This window comes from Lelliottia amnigena, assembly GCF_019047465.1.
GTDB classification, from domain to species: Bacteria; Pseudomonadota; Gammaproteobacteria; order Enterobacterales; family Enterobacteriaceae; genus Enterobacter; species Enterobacter amnigenus.
Genome location: NZ_CP077236.1, coordinates 1017660 through 1035090 on the forward strand (window position 1 = coordinate 1017660; position 17431 = coordinate 1035090).

Consider the following 17431-nt stretch of genomic DNA (forward strand, 5'->3'; position numbering starts at 1 on the left):
GAAACGACTACACACTTTATCCTTCAAGCTGCCTCTGCGTTGGCTTCGCCTGCTCGCCACAGTCACTTACGTGAGTAAGCTCCTGGGGCCTCTCAGGCTTGCCGCCTTGATACAACTTGAATGATTTTGTGTGAAAAAAACCTGGGAACCCATTTCCCTGTAGCTCCGGTTTAGATTTTACCGGCGGCTTCTCTCTCTGCGACTTCTTTGTCGAGCTCGGCGATTTTTTGCGCCATCAGCTCACGGCAATGAGCGGCCAGTTCGCGAACCTGATCTTTGCCATATTTGCTGGTATCCACGGGCGGCAGCATTTCGACAATCACGAGTCCGTTATTCCAACGGTTGAGATTAATTTTATTAGAAGTATTGGAAACGCACACAGGAATAATCGGTACGCCTGCCGCAATGGCAGCATGAAACGCACCGGTTTTGAATGGCAGCAGTCCGCGACCACGGCTGCGCGTCCCTTCGGGGAACATCCAGATAGAGATTTTGCGTTTCTTAAAATGGCTCACCACTTCTGCGATGGTGCTGTGCGCTTTAGCCCGGTTGTTACGGTCAATCAGCAAATTGCCAGTGAGCCAGTACAGCAGGCCGAAAAACGGGACCCACAGGAGGCTTTTCTTACCGACAGTCACCGTGGGTGGCAGAACAATGCCGGCGGCAGTCACCATATCGTAGTTATTTTGATGGTTTCCGATATAGATGGCGTTACCGAAGTGTTCTGCGCCTTCTGGCAGGCGCTTTTCGACCTTCAGGCCAAACAGCGGCGCAAGATGACTGAACAGGCGGCCAAACGTCGAAACGTGCTTTGGATTACGTGGGCTGAAGAGGCAGTAAATGCACCCGAACACGCAGACCAGAATGCAGTAGATAACAGTAAGAATTAAGCGAACAATTAATAGCATAGCGACCTCAGAAGCCCTAATAGCTGACAATTATACTTCAACTGTCGCCGGGTAAGAATTTTGTTTTTTTATATCGGAAATTTTAGCGAGAACCCCCTTCTGAGCAGAAGGGGGTGAAGCTCGTTTACTCTTCGCTGTCGCCCGATTTTGCACGGGTCGGGGAGTCAATTTCCACGCGGTCAATGCGTTGCAAACCACGCATCAGCGAACCACGGCGTCCACGTTCACCGACCACTTTTTGCAGCTCTTCCGGACGCAGTTTAATTTTGCGCTTGCCAACATGCACCGTCAGCGTGCTCTGCGGCGGCAGAATGAAGAGATGCGCCAGACCATCTTCGCCTTTTGCCGCTTCTGCTGACGGGATGCTGATGATCTTGTTGCCCTTGCCTTTCGACAACTGCGGCAGATCGCTGACCGGGAACATCAGCATGCGGCCTGCGGCGGTGATCGCCAGCAGCATGTCGCTGTCGTTCTCAATCACCAGCGGTGGCATCACATGTGCGTTATCCGGCAGGCTGATCAGCGCTTTACCGGCACGGTTACGCGCCACGAGATCGTTAAAGGTACAGATAAAGCCGTAGCCGGCATCAGACGCCATCAGCAGTTTCTGCTCTTCGCCTTCCATCAGCATATGGTCAACCGTTGCGCCTGGCGGCAGCGTCAGCTTGCCGGTAATCGGCTCGCCTTGCCCACGCGCCGAAGGCAGCGTAATCGGATCGATAGCATAGCTGCGCCCCGTGGAATCGATAAACACCACAGGCTGATTGCTCTTGCCTTTGACGGCAGATTTAAAGCTGTCGCCCGCTTTGTAGCTCAATCCTGGCGCATCAATATCATGGCCTTTGGCGCTACGAACCCAGCCGCTTTGCGAGAGAACAATCGTCACCGGCTCTGACGGCAGCATATCGTGCTCGTTCATCGCCTTCGCTTCTTCGCGTTCGTGCAGCGGCGAACGGCGGTCATCGCCATATGCGTCGGAATCGGCCTGCAGCTCTTTCTTCAGCAGATTGCTCATCTTGCGCTCGGACGCCAGAATCGCCTGCAGCTGATCGCGCTCTTTTTCCAGTTCGTTCTGCTCGCCGCGGATTTTCATCTCTTCCAGCTTGGCGAGATGGCGCAGTTTCAGCTCGAGGATCGCTTCGGCCTGGGTTTCGCTGATGCCAAAACGCGACATCAGCGCGGGCTTCGGCTCATCCTCAGAACGAATGATTTCGATCACTTCGTCAATATTGAGGAACGCCACCAGCAAACCTTCAAGAATATGCAGGCGCTTAAGGACTTTCTCCAGACGATAGTTCAGGCGGCGGCGCACGGTATCGCGACGGAACGCCAGCCATTCGGTCAGGATCTCCAGCAGGTTTTTCACCGACGGACGACCATCCAGACCAATCATGTTCAGGTTGATGCGGTAGCTTTTTTCCAGATCGGTGGTGACGAACAGGTGGTTCATCACCTGCTCCATGTCCACGCGGTTTGAGCGCGGGACAATGACCAGACGCGTCGGGTTTTCGTGGTCGGATTCGTCACGCAGATCGTCCACCATCGGCAGCTTTTTGTTGCGCATCTGCGCAGCAATTTGCTCCAGCACTTTGGCGCCCGACACCTGATGCGGCAGCGCAGTGATCACTACCGCGCCGTCTTCTTTAGTCCACACCGCACGCATGCGCACGGAGCCGCGACCGTTCTGGTAAATCTTGCGGATTTCCGCCCGCGAGGTGATGATTTCGGCTTCGGTCGGATAATCCGGCCCCTGCACGATATCCAGCACTTCGTCGAGGGAGGTGTTCGGTTTTTCGATCAGCGTAATCGCCGCTTTCGCCACTTCGCGCAGGTTGTGCGGCGGAATATCCGTCGCCATCCCCACGGCGATACCGGTCGTGCCGTTCAGCAAAATATTGGGCAGACGCGCAGGCAACATTTTCGGCTCCTGCATCGTGCCGTCAAAGTTTGGCACCCAGTCGACCGTGCCCTGGCCCAGTTCGCCGAGCAGCACTTCTGCGTATTTTGATAAGCGCGATTCGGTATAACGCATCGCGGCGAAGGATTTTGGATCGTCCGGTGCCCCCCAGTTTCCCTGGCCATCGACCAGCGGATAACGGTAGGAGAATGGCTGTGCCATTAACACCATCGCTTCATAACAGGCGCTGTCGCCGTGCGGATGGTATTTACCGAGAACGTCACCCACGGTACGGGCGGATTTTTTGAATTTCGCGCTGGCGCTCAGGCCCAGTTCTGACATCGCGAAAACGATGCGACGCTGAACCGGCTTCAGGCCATCGCCGATAAACGGCAGTGCCCTGTCCATGATGACGTACATGGAATAGTTCAGATAGGCGTTTTCAGTGAATTCATGTAGCGCGAGGCGCTCTGCCATATCGCTCATTAAATGTCATTCCTCAACTCAGAAACCTGTGGGTTTCAGGCAATATTGCCGCAGATACTACCCTATCTGACGAGTTGAGTCACAAAGAAAAAGGGCCGCGGAAACGGCCCTTTTTGACATTATTTGTTCAGCTTGATGACCTGTTTGACGTCGATTTCAAACTCATTCCACTCTTTATCGACTTTACCCTGAATTTCGACTTTATCCTGCGGGCTGATGGTCTGGCCGTTCCAGCGTTTATGGTCGATTTCGACATTCACCGTGCCGGTAGTATCGCGGAACAGGTAGCGGTCGTCAGACAGGCGCTCGGTGATGTTCCCGCGCAGTTTGACCCAGCTGTCGTCCTTCTGATCTTTCACCTTCGCCGCCGTGGTGAGATTGGCGTCGTTGTCCACGAACCCGCCCTGCTGAGTTTGCGTCTGGGTCTGGGCCGGCGTCGCCGACGGGCCGTTGAATCCGCCTTGCGCGGCAAACACGGGGGCGGTGGTCATCATCATGATAGCGGTCATCGCTGCTAATTTTTTCATCGTTATATCTCCCTTTATGTTGTTTAGAACTCCATTAAACAGCGTAAACCTTAACAACTTCTTAAGGCGGAAATTTAATTTTTTTTACTGTACAGCAGAGGCTTACTGGAGGTTAATTGCTCATTCACGGCAACATCATGGAGGAAATAATGCGCATTTTACTGGTAGAAGATGACAAGCTCATTGGCGACGGCCTGAAGGCCGGGCTGACAAAAATGGGCTTTAGCGTTGACTGGTTCACTGACGGCGGTACCGGTAAAACCGCGCTCTATTCCGCACCTTACGATGCGGTCGTGCTGGATCTCACACTGCCGGGTATGGACGGCCTCGATATTCTGCGCGAATGGCGCGAAAAAGGGCGCAGCGAGCCGATACTGATCCTCACCGCGCGCGACGCGCTCTATCAGCGCGTGGAGGGGCTGCGCCTGGGGGCCGATGACTATCTGTGCAAACCCTTTGCGTTAGTGGAAGTCGCCGCACGACTTGAGGCGCTGGTGCGACGCAGCCACGGCCAGACCCGCAGTGAATTACGTCACGGCAACGTAACGCTGGATCCCGTGAGTCTGGTGGCCAGACTGGACGGTGAAACGCTCCCTCTCAAGCCGAAAGAGTTCGCCCTGCTGGAATTGCTGATGCGCAACGTAGGCCGCGTGTTGCCGCGTAAAAACATCGAAGAGAAGCTGTATACCTGGGATGATGACGTTTCCAGCAACGCTGTTGAAGTTCACGTGCATCATCTGCGCCGCAAACTTGGCAGCCATTTTATCCGCACCGTCCACGGGATCGGTTACACCCTGGGTGACGTATGAAACTGACGCCACGTTTAAGCTTGAAATTACGCCTGACGCTGCTTTTTTTAGCGCTTTCACTGGGAGCCTGGCTGGTCGCCAGCGTGGTGGCATGGCAGCAGACCACGCACAAGCTCGATAAGCTGTTCGATACCCAGCAGATGCTGTTCGCTAAACGTCTGCTGACGATGGACATCGACGAACTCAACGCGCCTGCCCGCATGCGCGACGTGCCCAAAAAAGCCAGGCACGGGCATCTTGACGACGACGCGCTGGCCTTCGCAATTTATTCTACCGACGGCAAAATGCTGCTGCACGATGGCGAAAATGGTCAGGATATTCCGTACGACTATCGCCGTGATGGCTTTGATAACGGCCAGCTCAGCGGTGACAAAGACGCATGGCGTTTTCTTTGGCTAACGGCACCCGATGGCAAATACCGCATTGTGGTCGGCCAGGAGTGGGAATATCGCCAGGAGATGGCGCTGGATATTGTCACTTCGCAGCTCACGCCATGGCTGGTCGCGCTGCCGCTGATGCTGTTACTGCTCATCGTTTTATTAAGCCGCGAGCTACGTCCTCTGAAGCGCCTGGCACAGTCGTTACGCCAGCGCGCGCCGGATGCCACAGAAAAACTCGCCACCGAGGGCGTGCCGACGGAAGTGCGTCCCCTGCTCGACGCGCTGAATCACCTGTTTGACCGCACGCAAGAGATGATGACTCGCGAGCGGCGTTTTACATCGGATGCCGCGCACGAACTCCGCAGCCCACTGACGGCGCTAAAGGTACAAACCGAAGTGGCGCAGCTTTCGCTCGACGATCCCGCCGCGCAGGAAAAAGCGCTCGCCCAGCTGCACACGGGCATCGATCGCGCATCGCGTCTGGTGGATCAACTGCTCACGCTGTCACGCCTGGATTCGCTGGAAAATCTCGATGATGTCGACGCGATCCCGCTGGCCGATCTGCTGCAATCCGCCGTAATGGATATTTACCATCACGCCCAGCGTGCGGGGATTGAAATCCGCCTGAATATTCACGCTCAGGTGACCCGCTCCGGCCAGCCCTTGCTGCTGAGCCTGCTGATTCGCAATCTGCTGGACAATGCCGTGCGCTACAGCCCGCGTGGCAGCGCCGTGGACGTCACGTTGAATGCGCAGAATTTTACCGTCCGCGACAATGGCCCCGGCATTTCCCCCGACGCGCTCGCGCGAATTGGCGAGCGTTTTTATCGCCCGCCTGGCCAGGATGAAACCGGCAGCGGCCTGGGGCTGTCCATTGTGAAGCGTATTGCCGCGCTGCACGGTATGCGCGTTTCGCTGACCAATGCTCGAGAAGGCGGCTTTGAGGTGACGGTGAGTTGGTGACTCATTATTGCGCCAGAAGCAAAAGACTTTACACATTTTGCTCATTTCACCGCATCGTTGTTGCGGGTAAAATCGTGACCAATCTCACAAGTCACAAGACTGAGGAAACGAATGAGCAATATCCTGATTATCAATGGCGCGAAAAAATTCGCCCACTCTAACGGCCAACTGAATGACACTCTGACCGAGGTCGCGGACGGTTTCCTGCGCGACGCCGGACACGATGTTAAAGTCGTGCGTACCGACGGCGATTACGACATTCAAGCCGAAGTGCAGAATTTCCTGTGGGCCGATGTCATCGTCTGGCAGATGCCGGGCTGGTGGATGGGCGCGCCGTGGACCGTGAAAAAGTATATGGATGATGTGTTTACCGAAGGCCACGGTTCGCTGTATGCCAGCGACGGGCGCTCCCGTTCCGATGGCGCTAAAAAATACGGTTCCGGCGGTCTGCTGCACGGCAAAAAATACATGCTGTCTCTGACCTGGAATGCCCCGCTGGATGCCTTCACCGACGAAGATCAGTTCTTCCATGGCGTGGGCGTTGATGGCGCATATTTGCCCTTCCATAAGGCCAATCAGTTCCTGGCGCTGGAGCCGCTACCGACGTTTATCGTGAATGACGTGATTAAAATGCCCGACGTGCCGCGCTATATCGCCGAATATCGCAAGCATCTCGCCGAGATTTTTGCTTAACTGGTAGCCTGTCATCAGGAGAAATGATCATGTTAACTGTTATTGCTGAAATCCGTACGCGTCCAGGCCAACATCACCGCCAGGCCGTGCTGGATGAGTTCGTGAAGATTATCCCGGCTGTATTGAAAGAAGAAGGCTGCCACGGCTATGCGCCGATGGTGGACACCGCCGCGGGCGTGAGCTTCCAGACCACCGCACCTGACTCCATCATAATGGTTGAGCAGTGGGAAACCGTGGCCCATCTGGAAGCACATCTGCAAACGCCACACATGAAAGCGTGGGGCGAAGCGGTGAAAGGTAACGTTCTGGAAACGCATATCCGTATTCTGGAGCAAGGGGTTTAAATTCCCCTTCCCCCTCCCCTAAGGGCAGGGGAAAAATAGCACCGAACCATCCCCTCTCCCCTATGGGAAGAGGGGTAGAGTGAGGGTTATTACCAGTACAATTTCCAGCTTTGCGTGAACCGCACTAGTGCCTCGACGTAGAAATAATCCCCCCAGCTTGCACACTCATCCACGCCTTTATCGCTCGCCAGATGATAAACCGAGTGTTTGAGAAGCCCGTTCCCCTTCTCGTCTTTCCCCATCAGATAGTGCTTTGTCAGCGAGGACATAATACCCTTCGCCCATTCCAGATAACGTTCGCGATCCGGATCGGTCGCAGGCAGGTGTTTGACCAGCTCCAGTAGGCCGCATACCGCAATCGCCGCCGAAGACGAATCACGCAGCGCATCAGTGCCAACCAGCGCCAAATCCCAGTGACAAACACCGTCTTGCGGAAGTCGATTGAGGAAATAGTTCGCCAGTCTTTTCGACAGAGCAATCATCGTGTCGTCGCCGGTATAAATGTAGCTCAGCAGAAAACCGTAAATCCCCCATGCCTGGCCGCGCGACCAGCAGGAGTCGTCGGCGTAGCCCTGCTGCGTGTTGCCGTAACGCGGCGCGCCGGTTTTCACATCCATATAATAGGTGTGGAACGTTGAAGCATCTTCGCGGATCAGATACGTCGCCGCCTGCATAACGTGGGCTTTGGCGGCGTCGGCAAAGCGCGGATCGCCCGTCTGCTCGGTCGCCCAATACAGCAAGGGCAGATTCATATTGCAGTCGATGATCATTCGCCCGGCCTGCTCGGGATCGGACAGATCGCCCCACGCCTGAATGATCCTGGCCTTATCGTGGTAACGCTCAAGCAACGCTTCTGCCGCCAGCAGCGAAAAGCCGCGCGCCTCGCGGTTGCCAGTCAGACGCCAGTCCGCCACGCACGAGAGCGTATAGAGGAAGCCCAAATCGTGGGTATTCGTGTCGTGACGCCCGGCGATGCGCAGGCCAAAAGAGCGGGTATGCTTCCTGGCCATCGCGCGGAACTTTTCGTCACCGCTCATCTCCCACGCCAGCCACAGCTGCCCGGTCCAGAAGCTGGTTGTCCATTCGACGTTTTCGGTTAGCGGATAAAATCCGTCTTTACAGGTTTCCGCCGGGAATTGTTCACCGAACTCCGTTAAATGACGGCTAATCAGTTCGAGAACGTGCTGGCGTGCCGAGCTTAATTCATCCCTGAATGCATGTGCATTAACGGGTGCAGGAATATCGGCCAGACGTTCCTCTGTGATATGACTTAACATATTTCGGTTCCTTCTTTGACGGCAAAATTATCGAGATGGATTCTGTTCTGCTACAGAGATTGCAGATGTGCCGCGCCATTTGCTTTGGCAGGCGGATAACGTAAAGGCAGAGATCAGCGTAAAGGTCAGCGCCGTTGCGCCCATGATGATATAAGTCTGTTCAAATCCGATGCGATCATACATATATCCCGCAGGTGAAGAGATCACCACGTTACCGACATACAGCATCGCCTGATAGCCCAATAAATACATGGTGGCGTTGACTCGTTTATCGAAATGCTCGGCGATATATTTAAATACCGATACCAGCAGTAAACAGATTTCCAGACCGTATAAAGGTTTGAGGACGGAAATTAATAAGTGTGAATCGCACACGCCGGAAATAATCAGACGCGCACCGACAATCATCCCCACAATCAGTAATCCGCGCTTGGCACCGATAAAGTTCACGAACAGCGGAATCACCATATACATGACGAATTCCATACCCGACTGAACCGTGCCGAGGTAGCCGAATACCGCATTACCCTGATGCACATCGTCAAAGAAAGTGACGAAGTAGCGCGAGAACTGCTGCTCGGCGATAAACATCATCCACGCCACGCCGGCAACATACAGGCAGAAGGCCCAAAACTTGCGGTTACGCAGCAGCGCATAAACATCCGAAGGGGCGATTTTCTCTTTGGTCAGCACGTCTCCGGCATGTGCGGAGTTAGTGTTTACTTTCAGGTTCAACAGGACGATGAGCATGATGACGGAGGCCACGCTACCCATAATAAAATTATACGCTGGCGAGAGGTTAAACAGCAGGCCGGAGAATGACGACGCTACCGCCCAGCCAAGCGACCCCCACATACGAATCTGACCAAACTCCATGCCGTTCAGACGACTGAAGCGATCGGAATAGGATTCACACGCCGCCACGCCCGCGTACCAGGCAAAGCTTAAATAGAGCGCACCGATAATAATGCCCAGCATGGTGTTGGACATTAACAGCGGCTGGTAGACATAAATAAAGAACGGTGCCATCAGGGCCGACATTGCCACCACAAAATAGAGCAGGTATTTGCTCATCCCGATCTTATCGAGAATGTAGCCGTAGATCGGTTTTAAAATAACGGAGAAAATACCGTTAACCGCAAATACCGTCCCGATAACCGAACCGCTGAGGTTGGCCTTTTGTCCAAGCCAGATCGCCAGCAAACCAATACTTGCCGACCACGTAAAGAAATAGAGAAAGATAAAGGTACTGATTTTGTAATATTCGGTTCTGTTATTCGTTGATGTATTTTCCATACTATCCTCGCCGAAATATAGGGTGCCAGAGTGTTATAAAAAGAATGAGAGCTGTCGTTTATTATCAGGATCACGAATAACGACCCGATCGGTGTTGATTTGAAGCTGCGGAATTTCCGCTATTTTGTCTGCATCACCACTCGCCATAACTGCACAGCACAGCCAGCTTTCTCCTTGCGGGAGGGTTGTGGTGAGTACCGGAATAGCGGCGCATTCAGCAAACATAATGCTGCTGTTTGGCGGCGTAACGACGGCGTCAGGTTGACGCCTGATAACAGGCGACAGATCGGCAATCACGCTGCTGCCGTTATCTGCCGAGAGATAACATCCGTGCGCGGTCAGCTGCGGTGGTGTTTTCATCACCGCAAAGCCGCCTTCCACTGCCTGTAAGGTCCGGGCGCTATTCACCCGATGCAGGCGGACATGCCACTCGCCAAACGGCACTAGCCAGGTGTCGATGTGGACGTCTTGCCACGGTGACCAGCGCGAGAAAATAGCGTTTTCGTCGACGCGCACTTCCGCGCATTCCCGTCGCCCACGGTAGTAGTTGTCGCCATCGGATAACAGCAGCATAGAGTCGCAGGCCGCGTGTTTAAGGCCGTAGCGCCCGCGCTCAATCGTAAAGCCGAAGCGGCTGGAGTAGGCGAATTTGGTGTATTTCGCGTCGGTATTCACGTAGTTGTTCAGCTCAAGCTGCCCGGCGGTGAGCATAGTGACGTGCTGTGAATCCTCGCCATGCATCAGGATTTGCTGGGCGTGTGCAATAACGCGTTTCTCGGCCAGCGCTGGCAGCGGCTGTTCTTGCGCTTGCCAGAACGGATGCTCCTCCGGCAGCGCCAGAATCAGATACGTTTTCAGCGCCCAGTATGGCGAGCCTGGCGAGTTGTAATCTTCACACATCGCCAGGTTGGGATAGGCAAAACCGAGCGTCAGGATGCCGTCCCGATCGCGAATCGGCTGCCGTTGCCACCAGCGAAGATGGCGTAGAATGATGCCTTTCACGATGCCCGGCGTGAACACCTCAAGGCCGGAAAAAGCGACGGCGCTCCAGAACGCCACCATCGCAAAACGATAGGTCAGGCTGCGGCCAAAGGGGATTGATGCACCATCGGCGGCAGACATGTAAATGAAATCTTCGGCGAACTGACGCGAACGCTCGCGCAGCACCGTCGCCCTCTCCTCATCGCCGCTCAGGGTGGCGTAGATCAGGCCATAAAAGTGAAATGCCATCGAGATGTAGTAATCTTTTGGCCGCCCAGGACCATCAGAATACCAACCGTCGCCGAGATAATAGGCGTCCATCATGGCGAAGCGGCGATCGATCGCCTGCTGATCATACGGCAACCCGGCGCGTTTAAAACCAAGCTGAACCATAATGGCAAAGTAGTTCCAGTTACTGTCCGGCATTTGCGCATCGGTAATCTGATTGAGCCACGCATGCAGGTTCATCACCTCGCGCTCGGTGAACAGCTCGGTGAGTTTGTCCTGCAACAGCGACAACCCGAGGCCGTACGCCGCCATCTCGACCAGGCGCTGATCGTAAGGTTCGGTTTCGCCCCAGTAGCCTGCGCTTTGCGGATCGGTACCCTGCTTAATGGCCGCGATGTATTTGTCGCTAAACGGCGTGGTGTCGCCCGCCGCCATCAGCGGAAACAGCCCCCACAGCACGCGGGAGAGCCCCTCCATTTGCGCCACATCGGTGGCGTAGTGCGCGCAGGTGTCCCCCAGCGAAAAGCGTGAACTCCCCGCCGGAAACTGCTTATCCACCGCACCCAGCATCGTATTCAATTCCGCCGCCACGTCCTGACGGGTAGACAACGGATTTGATGTTTCTTTGTTTGCCGCCCACATACGCTTACCCTCGTTATCTTCTGCGGCAAAGAATAGTGAATCCCTACACCGCAGAAATGTTAGCCACGTCACAGTGGTGAGCGATGAATAAACCCGTAGTTGATAAAATTTAAAAAGGTGGTTTATAAATACAAACAGAAGGGTAAAAGTTGAGTTCTATTGCACTATGCGTGAGATGCCAACATCCGACCATCTGGAGCTGATTACCTTAAACGACACCATCGTGTCGTTCAGTCGGCTCTTTGCCAATACCGTGCGGTACCACCACTGGCACCAATGTCTGGAAATTCTCTATGTGGAAGAAGGCTTTGGCGTGGCGATTGTCGATAATCGTCATTACACCATGCGCCCTGGACGGCTGTTTTTCTTCCCGCCGTTTACCCTGCACAAAGTCATGGTCGATGAGCGGGCCGAGGCGATTTATCGCCGCACGATTATTCATCTCGATCACCATGCGGTTCTGAAAGTGCTGCGCGATTTCCCGCAGACACAGCAGCGGCTGCAAAAACTGTCCCGACGCGGCGGTGAAGCGTGGGTGGCGGATATGGCAGATTGTCATTCCCATATTCATCATCTGTTTAACCGCTATCATCCGCCGTTAACCAGCGAAAGTGTCGCCAGCCTGATCATCAGTCTGTTTGCGATGCTGCCGGATGATAATGACGGCGCACCCGGCAGCAGCCACGGCATCGCCAGCCAGGTCATGTTCTGGCTTGATGAAAACTACCAGCAAAAATTCAGTCTGGACGCACTGGCAAGCGAGCTGGGGAAATCCCGCAGTTACGTATCACGAAAATTTCATGCCGAAACGGGCGAGAAAATTCATGATTACCTCAATACGCTGCGGCTGCGAAAAGCCTGTGAATGCCTGCTTCACAGCCATGAGAGCGTGCGGGATATCGCCACGCGCGTGGGATTTTCAGACGTGACGTATTTTATTAGCGCATTCAAAAAGGGCATCGGTGAGACGCCCTTGCAGTACCGGAAGAATCACCCTGGCGCGTGATCAACCACTCTTTTTACCTGGCTTCAATCCGCGGTGTAATTCATTGATGCGCTTTATCGATTTAATGCTGCGCTGCGGTGTGGTAGAGGCGACCGAGAGGATGATCATCTCCAGACACAGCAGTACCGTGCCGTGCAGGGGAATTTTGCCTCTCTCGCCACCGCGCGGAACGTGGATCACGACGTTTGCCTCTTTGCTGAAGCGCGAGTCCAGGGCGTTAGTGAGCAGGATGGCGGGAATGCCCAGCCGTTTCGCCTCGCGCAGGGTGGTTTGTCCTTCCCTGTGAGCGGATTTTTGCGCCATCATCACCAGCACATCGCCACGCTGGAGCTCGATAAGTTGTTCAGCCAGCCCGATTCCCGTACGGTTGAGCGCCGTCGCAGGCAACCCCATTCGGCTAAACATGCGGGCGGTGTACTCCGCCAGAACGCCCGATGCGCCAATGCCAAAAATGGCCACCTGCCGCGCCTCGCTCAGCAGCGCCACCGCCTGCGCCATGGCGTAACGATTGTTCGGTTCTGACAACACCTCACAGGTATGTTGATGCCCTTCCAGCACAAAATCGATGCTGGAATTAACGTCGCTGGTCAGGATATTGACCGTGGTTGAGATCTTTTCACTGGCGCTGATTGCCGGTCCAAACCAGTGCTCAAGCGTACTTTTCAGATCCCGCAGACCCGCAAAGCCGAGCGCCTGGATCGCCCGCACCACGGTGGCATCAGACGTTTTCAACAGCGCTGCGATCTCCATCGCCGTTTGTTCCATCACCGCTTCACGGTTCTCGTTGATGTACGTGGCGACCTGATGCAGGCGAGGCGTCAGCTGGTGCGCGCGGGCGCGAAAGCGATCGCCATAGAGATCCACACGCGATTTATCTTTGCGGATCACTTCGCCTCCGGAAGCGGGCGACCCGCGATTTGTGACTGTACTTGCGCCACCATCAGGCCCAGCGAAGCGAAAGAGTTAGAGATCGCCTCTTCACGGGAAATCAGGATGTAATGCCCGGTACGACAGGCGGTAAGAAACTGACACCAGCCAGGCATCACGGCTTCCATGGCCGTCAGCTCGTCTTGCGGTTTGCCACCGGTATCGCCGCGCCAGGTCGCAAAGACAAAATCGGCGTCCAGCTCCGGCAAACGCTCGGCGCTCACGTCAATACGGCCACCGTCAGGGATGCTGTCGATAAGCGGCGGGAAGGTGAATCCGGCATCACGCAGCACGCGCCCCAGCGAATGATAGCTGTGCATGGCGGTGATTTTGCCCTGGTTGGCCTGAATGACCGAAACGGAGATCTTCTGGGTGTCTATCGTCGCTTTCAGTGCGTTAAGTTGTTCCTGATAGCGACGTTCCAGAATGCTCAGTCGCGCCTGCGTGCCGGTCAATTGCGCCAGCTTGCGGTAGATTTCCGGCGCGCCGCCGTCGAGATGATCGATGCTCACCGTGGGAGCGATCCGCGCCAGCTGCTCAACCGGCGTGTTACGCGTCGGCTCGGTGATAATCAGATCCGGTTTTGCGGCGGCAATGGCTTCAATATCGATATCCGCTGTGCCGATAAATTTGATGTCGGAATTATCAAAATCAACGCCCGTTAAGATGCCGCTGGACCGAAGAAAATGGCTACCGTCAGGACGCGTGCGTCCATGGCTGGCGATGGGCGGCACTCCGAGTTCGATTAGCGGGATCGTGATGTCGAGATCGTGTAACGACACAATCCGTTTTGGGTGGACGGGTACCTGCACCGAACGCCCCAAATCATCCGTAAATGTCTGCTTGTCTTCAGCTGCGCTGACGGAAAACCCCACCAGCAGCAACAAGGATAAGAATAAACGCATAACGCTCCCCGTTTAAAACCTGTCCCGACGCTGCCAGAGCAGCATCAGGAAAAATGGCCCGCCGATCAGCGAGACAATAATTCCTGCGGGCAATTGCAGCGGCAGAAAAGCCAGCCGCCCAACATTATCCGCCAGTAAAACCAGCAGCGCGCCTGACACCGCACTGCCCGCAAGCAGCGACGTCTGGCCGCCGCGCAGTAAAAATCGTGTCATGTGCGGAGCGATTAACCCCACAAAGCCAATACTCCCCACGCAAGAGACGCAGGCGGCCGTTAATAAAACGGGCGCGATGACTTGCAGCAACGCCAGTCTGGCGGGGCGCACGCCAAGCCCGGTGGCGGCCTGATGGCCCAGGAGCGAAACGTCGGTCGCACGCGCGGTGAACAGCAGTAACGCAAATGCCGGTAGTGCCCAGCCGGCGGCAACGCTGACCAGCGTCCAGTTGGCCGCATGCAAGCTTCCGGCCAGCCACAGCAGCGCGGTCTGCACGTCGCGAACGTCAGCGGTGGTCATGAAAACGCCCATTCCAGCGGCAAATGCCCACGACACGCCAATGCCAATCAAAATAAAGCGCGGGCGCGAGATATCGCGGGCGAGCAGCACGACCAAAAGCGCTGTCAGCAGCCCGCCTGCCATGCCTATCGCCGGACGCCAGATAACGCCCAGCGCCGGGAACTGGAAAATCAGCAGTAATACCGCGACGCTACAGCCCTCTTTCACGCCAATCAGCCCGGGATCGGCGAGGCCGTTACGGGTTACCGACTGCATCGCCGCCCCCGCGACACCCAGCATGGCTCCGCACAGAAGCGCCATCAGCAGGCGCGGCAGACGAATATCCTGGACGATGTAACGCGCGTCGGCACTGAGCGCATCGGGGTAAAACAGCGCACGTCCTATTGCCGACGCGGGAATAGACAGCGAGCCGTGGGTAAGTCCAAACAGCATCATCCCCAGACAAAGCAGGACGAGCGCCCCCAGCAATAGGAGTGCTTTAGGACGAACGACGGCAGAAAACCCACCCAGACGAAGAGGCCTTAGGCCTGCGCGAAGAATCGCTGGCTTCATTTGAACATTCTCGTCGCCATGAGGATAAAGACCGGCGCCCCGACCAGAGCGGTGACCACGCCGGTCGCCAGTTCGTGGGGAGCAAATAGCGCACGGGCGGCGATATCTGCCAGCAGTAACGCCAGCGCGCCGCAGCAGGCCGACAGCGGCACCATGACGCGCAAATCAGTCGACACCAGACGACGGATAATTTGCGGCACCACCAGGCCAATAAACCCTATCGGCCCGGCAATCGACACCGCTGCACCACACAGCAATGCAATCGCCAGCAGGCAGAGGAGACGCGTGCGCAGCAGCGAAACGCCCAGGCCCTGCGCCATGCGATCGCCGAGCGCCAGCATGTTCACAGAAGGGGCAAGCGCAATCGCCAGCGTCAATCCCGCCGCGGCAACCCAGGCGGCGGTCTGAATTGTCGCCCAGCTTACGCCAGCTACATCACCAGCAAGCCAGGTGCGCATAGAAAGCAACGTTTGCTCATCCAGAATTAAGACTGCAGCGGTGATTGACGAGGCAAATGCCGAAATCGCGACGCCGCAAAGCGTCACTTTCATGGGGGTTAATCCGGTTCGACCAGCGGACGACAGCGTTAAGACCAGCAAAAATAATGCCCCCGCGCCCGCCGCCGCAATCAGCGGACGCCCAAAGGGAAATGTCAGCCCAAGCGCACTGGTCAGCACCACCGCCAGTGCCGCCCCGGCATTCAGCCCCAAAATATGTGGCTCGCCAAGAGGGTTGCGGATCACCGCTTGCAATAACACGCCCGCCACACCCAGCGCGGCGCCGGTCATCAGAGCCGCGAGCAGGCGCAACAGGCGCAGGTTGATAATCACGTTGTGATCGAAATTGCGCGGGTCGAACGCAAGAAAGGCCTGCGCTACGCTCTGCGGAGGAATAAAACGCGCGCCGATACCAAGATGTAAAATAGCCCCTGCCAGCAGTAACGCGATGAAAACAACAGATGCAAGACGGGTGCGCATCATGATTTTCCTGCGCGGCGAAACGGCATAAAGAAGGGTTTACCCGTCGCAGGATTGATCGACATTTGCACGTCTACATCGAAGACCGCTTTGATAAGCTCTGGCGTACACACATCACCTTCATGCAGCACGCGCTGCACTTTCCCTTCGCGTAAAAAGACCAGCGTATCGCCGTAGTTCACCGCAAAGTTCAGATCGTGCAACACCACGATGACGGTGCGCCCGTGATGGCGGGTTAAGTCATGAAGCAGTTCCAGAATCTCGACCTGATAGCGCAAATCGAGGTAAGTGGTTGGCTCATCGAGAAGGATATACGGCGTTTGTTGCGCCAGGGCCATAGCAATCCAGCAGCGCTGACGCTGGCCACCAGAGAGGCTTTCAACAGGCAGATGCGCATAATCCTGGGTGCCGGTTAAACGTAGCGCCTCTTCAACGGCCTGTTCGTCGGCGTCGGTCCACTGGCGCATAAAATTTTGCCAGGGAAAACGCCCACGCGACACCAGCTCAAATACCGTTAGCCCTTCGGGTAAGAGCGGTGACTGCGGCAAAATGCCCAGCCTGCGCGAGACCCTTTTAGTGGGCTGTTCATGGATACTCTTGCCGTCGAGCAATACCGTGCCGCCCATGGGTTGCAGCAAACGCGCAATCGTACTGAGCAGGGTCGATTTACCGCATCCGTTCGCCCCAACCAGAACGGTCATTTTTTCAGGGGGAATGGTGAGAGAAATGTCATCAACGATGATTTTTTTCTGATAACCAGCAGAGAGATTATCGAGAACCAACCCCTGCTCTGTCGCGTTTTGAGCCACGTGTGCCAACTTAATCAAATAACAGACAAATAAAAATAAAACTCATTCTCTTTTGTGAGTTTGCCGTTGCGCCATGTAGTAGTCAAGAGGATAAACACCTTAAAAATAAAAGGGGTAATGTACGGTAATTCGTCAAAGAGATAATGATTTAACCAGTTAATTTACAGGCACTTAACCTTATTTATTGCGATGATATTTCCGTATCAATTCTGTGTAGTTGTTTTTCTATTTTTTCCATTTACTACTACATCTCGCCATGATTGAATGATTCTCAATTACATACCCGATACCGCTCAGGCAAACGGGTAGCG

General features: G+C 55.3%; 16 protein-coding genes. 5 read left to right on the forward strand and 11 right to left on the reverse strand.

Annotated elements, in window-relative coordinates; genetic code table 11:
• Nucleotides 1–170: 170 nt before the first annotated feature.
• The 3 genes from plsC to I6L74_RS04780 all read right to left on the reverse strand — a co-directional run bounded on the left by plsC (nt 171) and on the right by I6L74_RS04780 (nt 3818).
• Nucleotides 171–908, reverse strand: coding sequence for a 1-acylglycerol-3-phosphate O-acyltransferase (plsC, locus tag I6L74_RS04770; protein ID WP_059177505.1), 738 nt, complete (start codon nt 906–908; stop codon nt 171–173).
• A 124-nt stretch (nt 909–1032) separates the two neighbouring features.
• Nucleotides 1033–3291 carry a DNA topoisomerase IV subunit A gene (gene parC, locus I6L74_RS04775; protein ID WP_059177504.1) on the reverse strand — a complete coding sequence of 753 codons (2259 nt, stop codon included), beginning with the start codon at nt 3289–3291 and terminating at the stop codon, nt 1033–1035.
• A 119-nt stretch (nt 3292–3410) separates the two neighbouring features.
• Nucleotides 3411–3818: a YgiW/YdeI family stress tolerance OB fold protein gene (locus tag I6L74_RS04780; RefSeq protein WP_059177503.1), complete on the reverse strand. Its 408-nt coding sequence runs from the start codon at nt 3816–3818 to the stop codon at nt 3411–3413.
• A 149-nt stretch (nt 3819–3967) separates the two neighbouring features.
• Between I6L74_RS04780 and qseB the strand changes: the two genes are divergently transcribed.
• From qseB to I6L74_RS04800, 4 genes are all read left to right on the forward strand, one after another.
• Nucleotides 3968–4627, forward strand: coding sequence for a quorum sensing response regulator transcription factor QseB (gene qseB, locus I6L74_RS04785; RefSeq protein WP_059177502.1), 660 nt, complete (start codon nt 3968–3970; stop codon nt 4625–4627).
• A complete protein-coding gene (gene qseC / locus I6L74_RS04790; protein ID WP_059177501.1) occupies nt 4624–5970 on the forward strand; it encodes a quorum sensing histidine kinase QseC in 1347 nt (448 codons plus the stop codon). The genes qseB and qseC overlap by 4 nt, the downstream gene beginning before the upstream one ends.
• Before the next feature lie 111 nt (nt 5971–6081).
• Complete coding sequence (locus tag I6L74_RS04795) at nt 6082–6663, forward strand: NAD(P)H-dependent oxidoreductase (RefSeq protein ID WP_059177500.1); 582 nt, start codon at nt 6082–6084, stop codon at nt 6661–6663.
• Between the two features lie 29 nt (nt 6664–6692).
• Entirely contained in the window at nt 6693–7007 is a 315-nt protein-coding gene (locus I6L74_RS04800) for a putative quinol monooxygenase (protein WP_059177499.1), read from the forward strand.
• An 89-nt stretch (nt 7008–7096) separates the two neighbouring features.
• Here the strand turns inward: I6L74_RS04800 and I6L74_RS04805 are convergent, their stop codons facing one another.
• Genes I6L74_RS04805 through I6L74_RS04815 form a run of 3 tightly spaced genes read right to left on the reverse strand, consistent with a single transcriptional unit; the run spans nt 7097 to nt 11431 of the window.
• Nucleotides 7097–8284 (reverse strand): glycoside hydrolase family 88 protein, encoded by a 1188-nt coding sequence (locus I6L74_RS04805; RefSeq protein ID WP_059177498.1) that lies wholly within the window; start codon nt 8282–8284, stop codon nt 7097–7099.
• 27 nt (nt 8285–8311) lie between these two features.
• Entirely contained in the window at nt 8312–9580 is a 1269-nt protein-coding gene (locus I6L74_RS04810) for an oligosaccharide MFS transporter (protein ID WP_059177497.1), read from the reverse strand.
• Nucleotides 9581–9613: 33 nt separating this feature from the next.
• Nucleotides 9614–11431, reverse strand: a complete 1818-nt coding sequence (locus I6L74_RS04815) for a DUF2264 domain-containing protein (RefSeq protein ID WP_059177496.1) — start codon at nt 11429–11431, stop codon at nt 9614–9616.
• Nucleotides 11432–11597: 166 nt separating this feature from the next.
• Between I6L74_RS04815 and I6L74_RS04820 the strand changes: the two genes are divergently transcribed.
• Entirely contained in the window at nt 11598–12437 is an 840-nt protein-coding gene (locus I6L74_RS04820; RefSeq protein ID WP_059177495.1) for an AraC family transcriptional regulator, read from the forward strand.
• Here the strand turns inward: I6L74_RS04820 and I6L74_RS04825 are convergent, their stop codons facing one another.
• Genes I6L74_RS04825 through I6L74_RS04845 form a run of 5 tightly spaced genes read right to left on the reverse strand, consistent with a single transcriptional unit; the run spans nt 12438 to nt 17120 of the window.
• A complete protein-coding gene (locus tag I6L74_RS04825; protein WP_059177494.1) occupies nt 12438–13325 on the reverse strand; it encodes a MurR/RpiR family transcriptional regulator in 888 nt (295 codons plus the stop codon). It abuts the gene before it with no gap.
• Nucleotides 13322–14269, reverse strand: coding sequence for an iron-siderophore ABC transporter substrate-binding protein (locus I6L74_RS04830; protein WP_059177493.1), 948 nt, complete (start codon nt 14267–14269; stop codon nt 13322–13324). The genes I6L74_RS04825 and I6L74_RS04830 overlap by 4 nt, the downstream gene beginning before the upstream one ends.
• Before the next feature lie 12 nt (nt 14270–14281).
• A complete protein-coding gene (locus I6L74_RS04835; RefSeq protein ID WP_059177492.1) occupies nt 14282–15334 on the reverse strand; it encodes a FecCD family ABC transporter permease in 1053 nt (350 codons plus the stop codon).
• Nucleotides 15331–16314, reverse strand: coding sequence for a FecCD family ABC transporter permease (locus I6L74_RS04840; protein WP_096759547.1), 984 nt, complete (start codon nt 16312–16314; stop codon nt 15331–15333). Before I6L74_RS04840 ends, I6L74_RS04835 begins: the two co-directional genes overlap by 4 nt.
• A complete protein-coding gene (locus I6L74_RS04845; protein ID WP_059178024.1) occupies nt 16311–17120 on the reverse strand; it encodes an ABC transporter ATP-binding protein in 810 nt (269 codons plus the stop codon). Before I6L74_RS04845 ends, I6L74_RS04840 begins: the two co-directional genes overlap by 4 nt.
• Between the last annotated feature and the right edge of the window lie 311 nt (nt 17121–17431).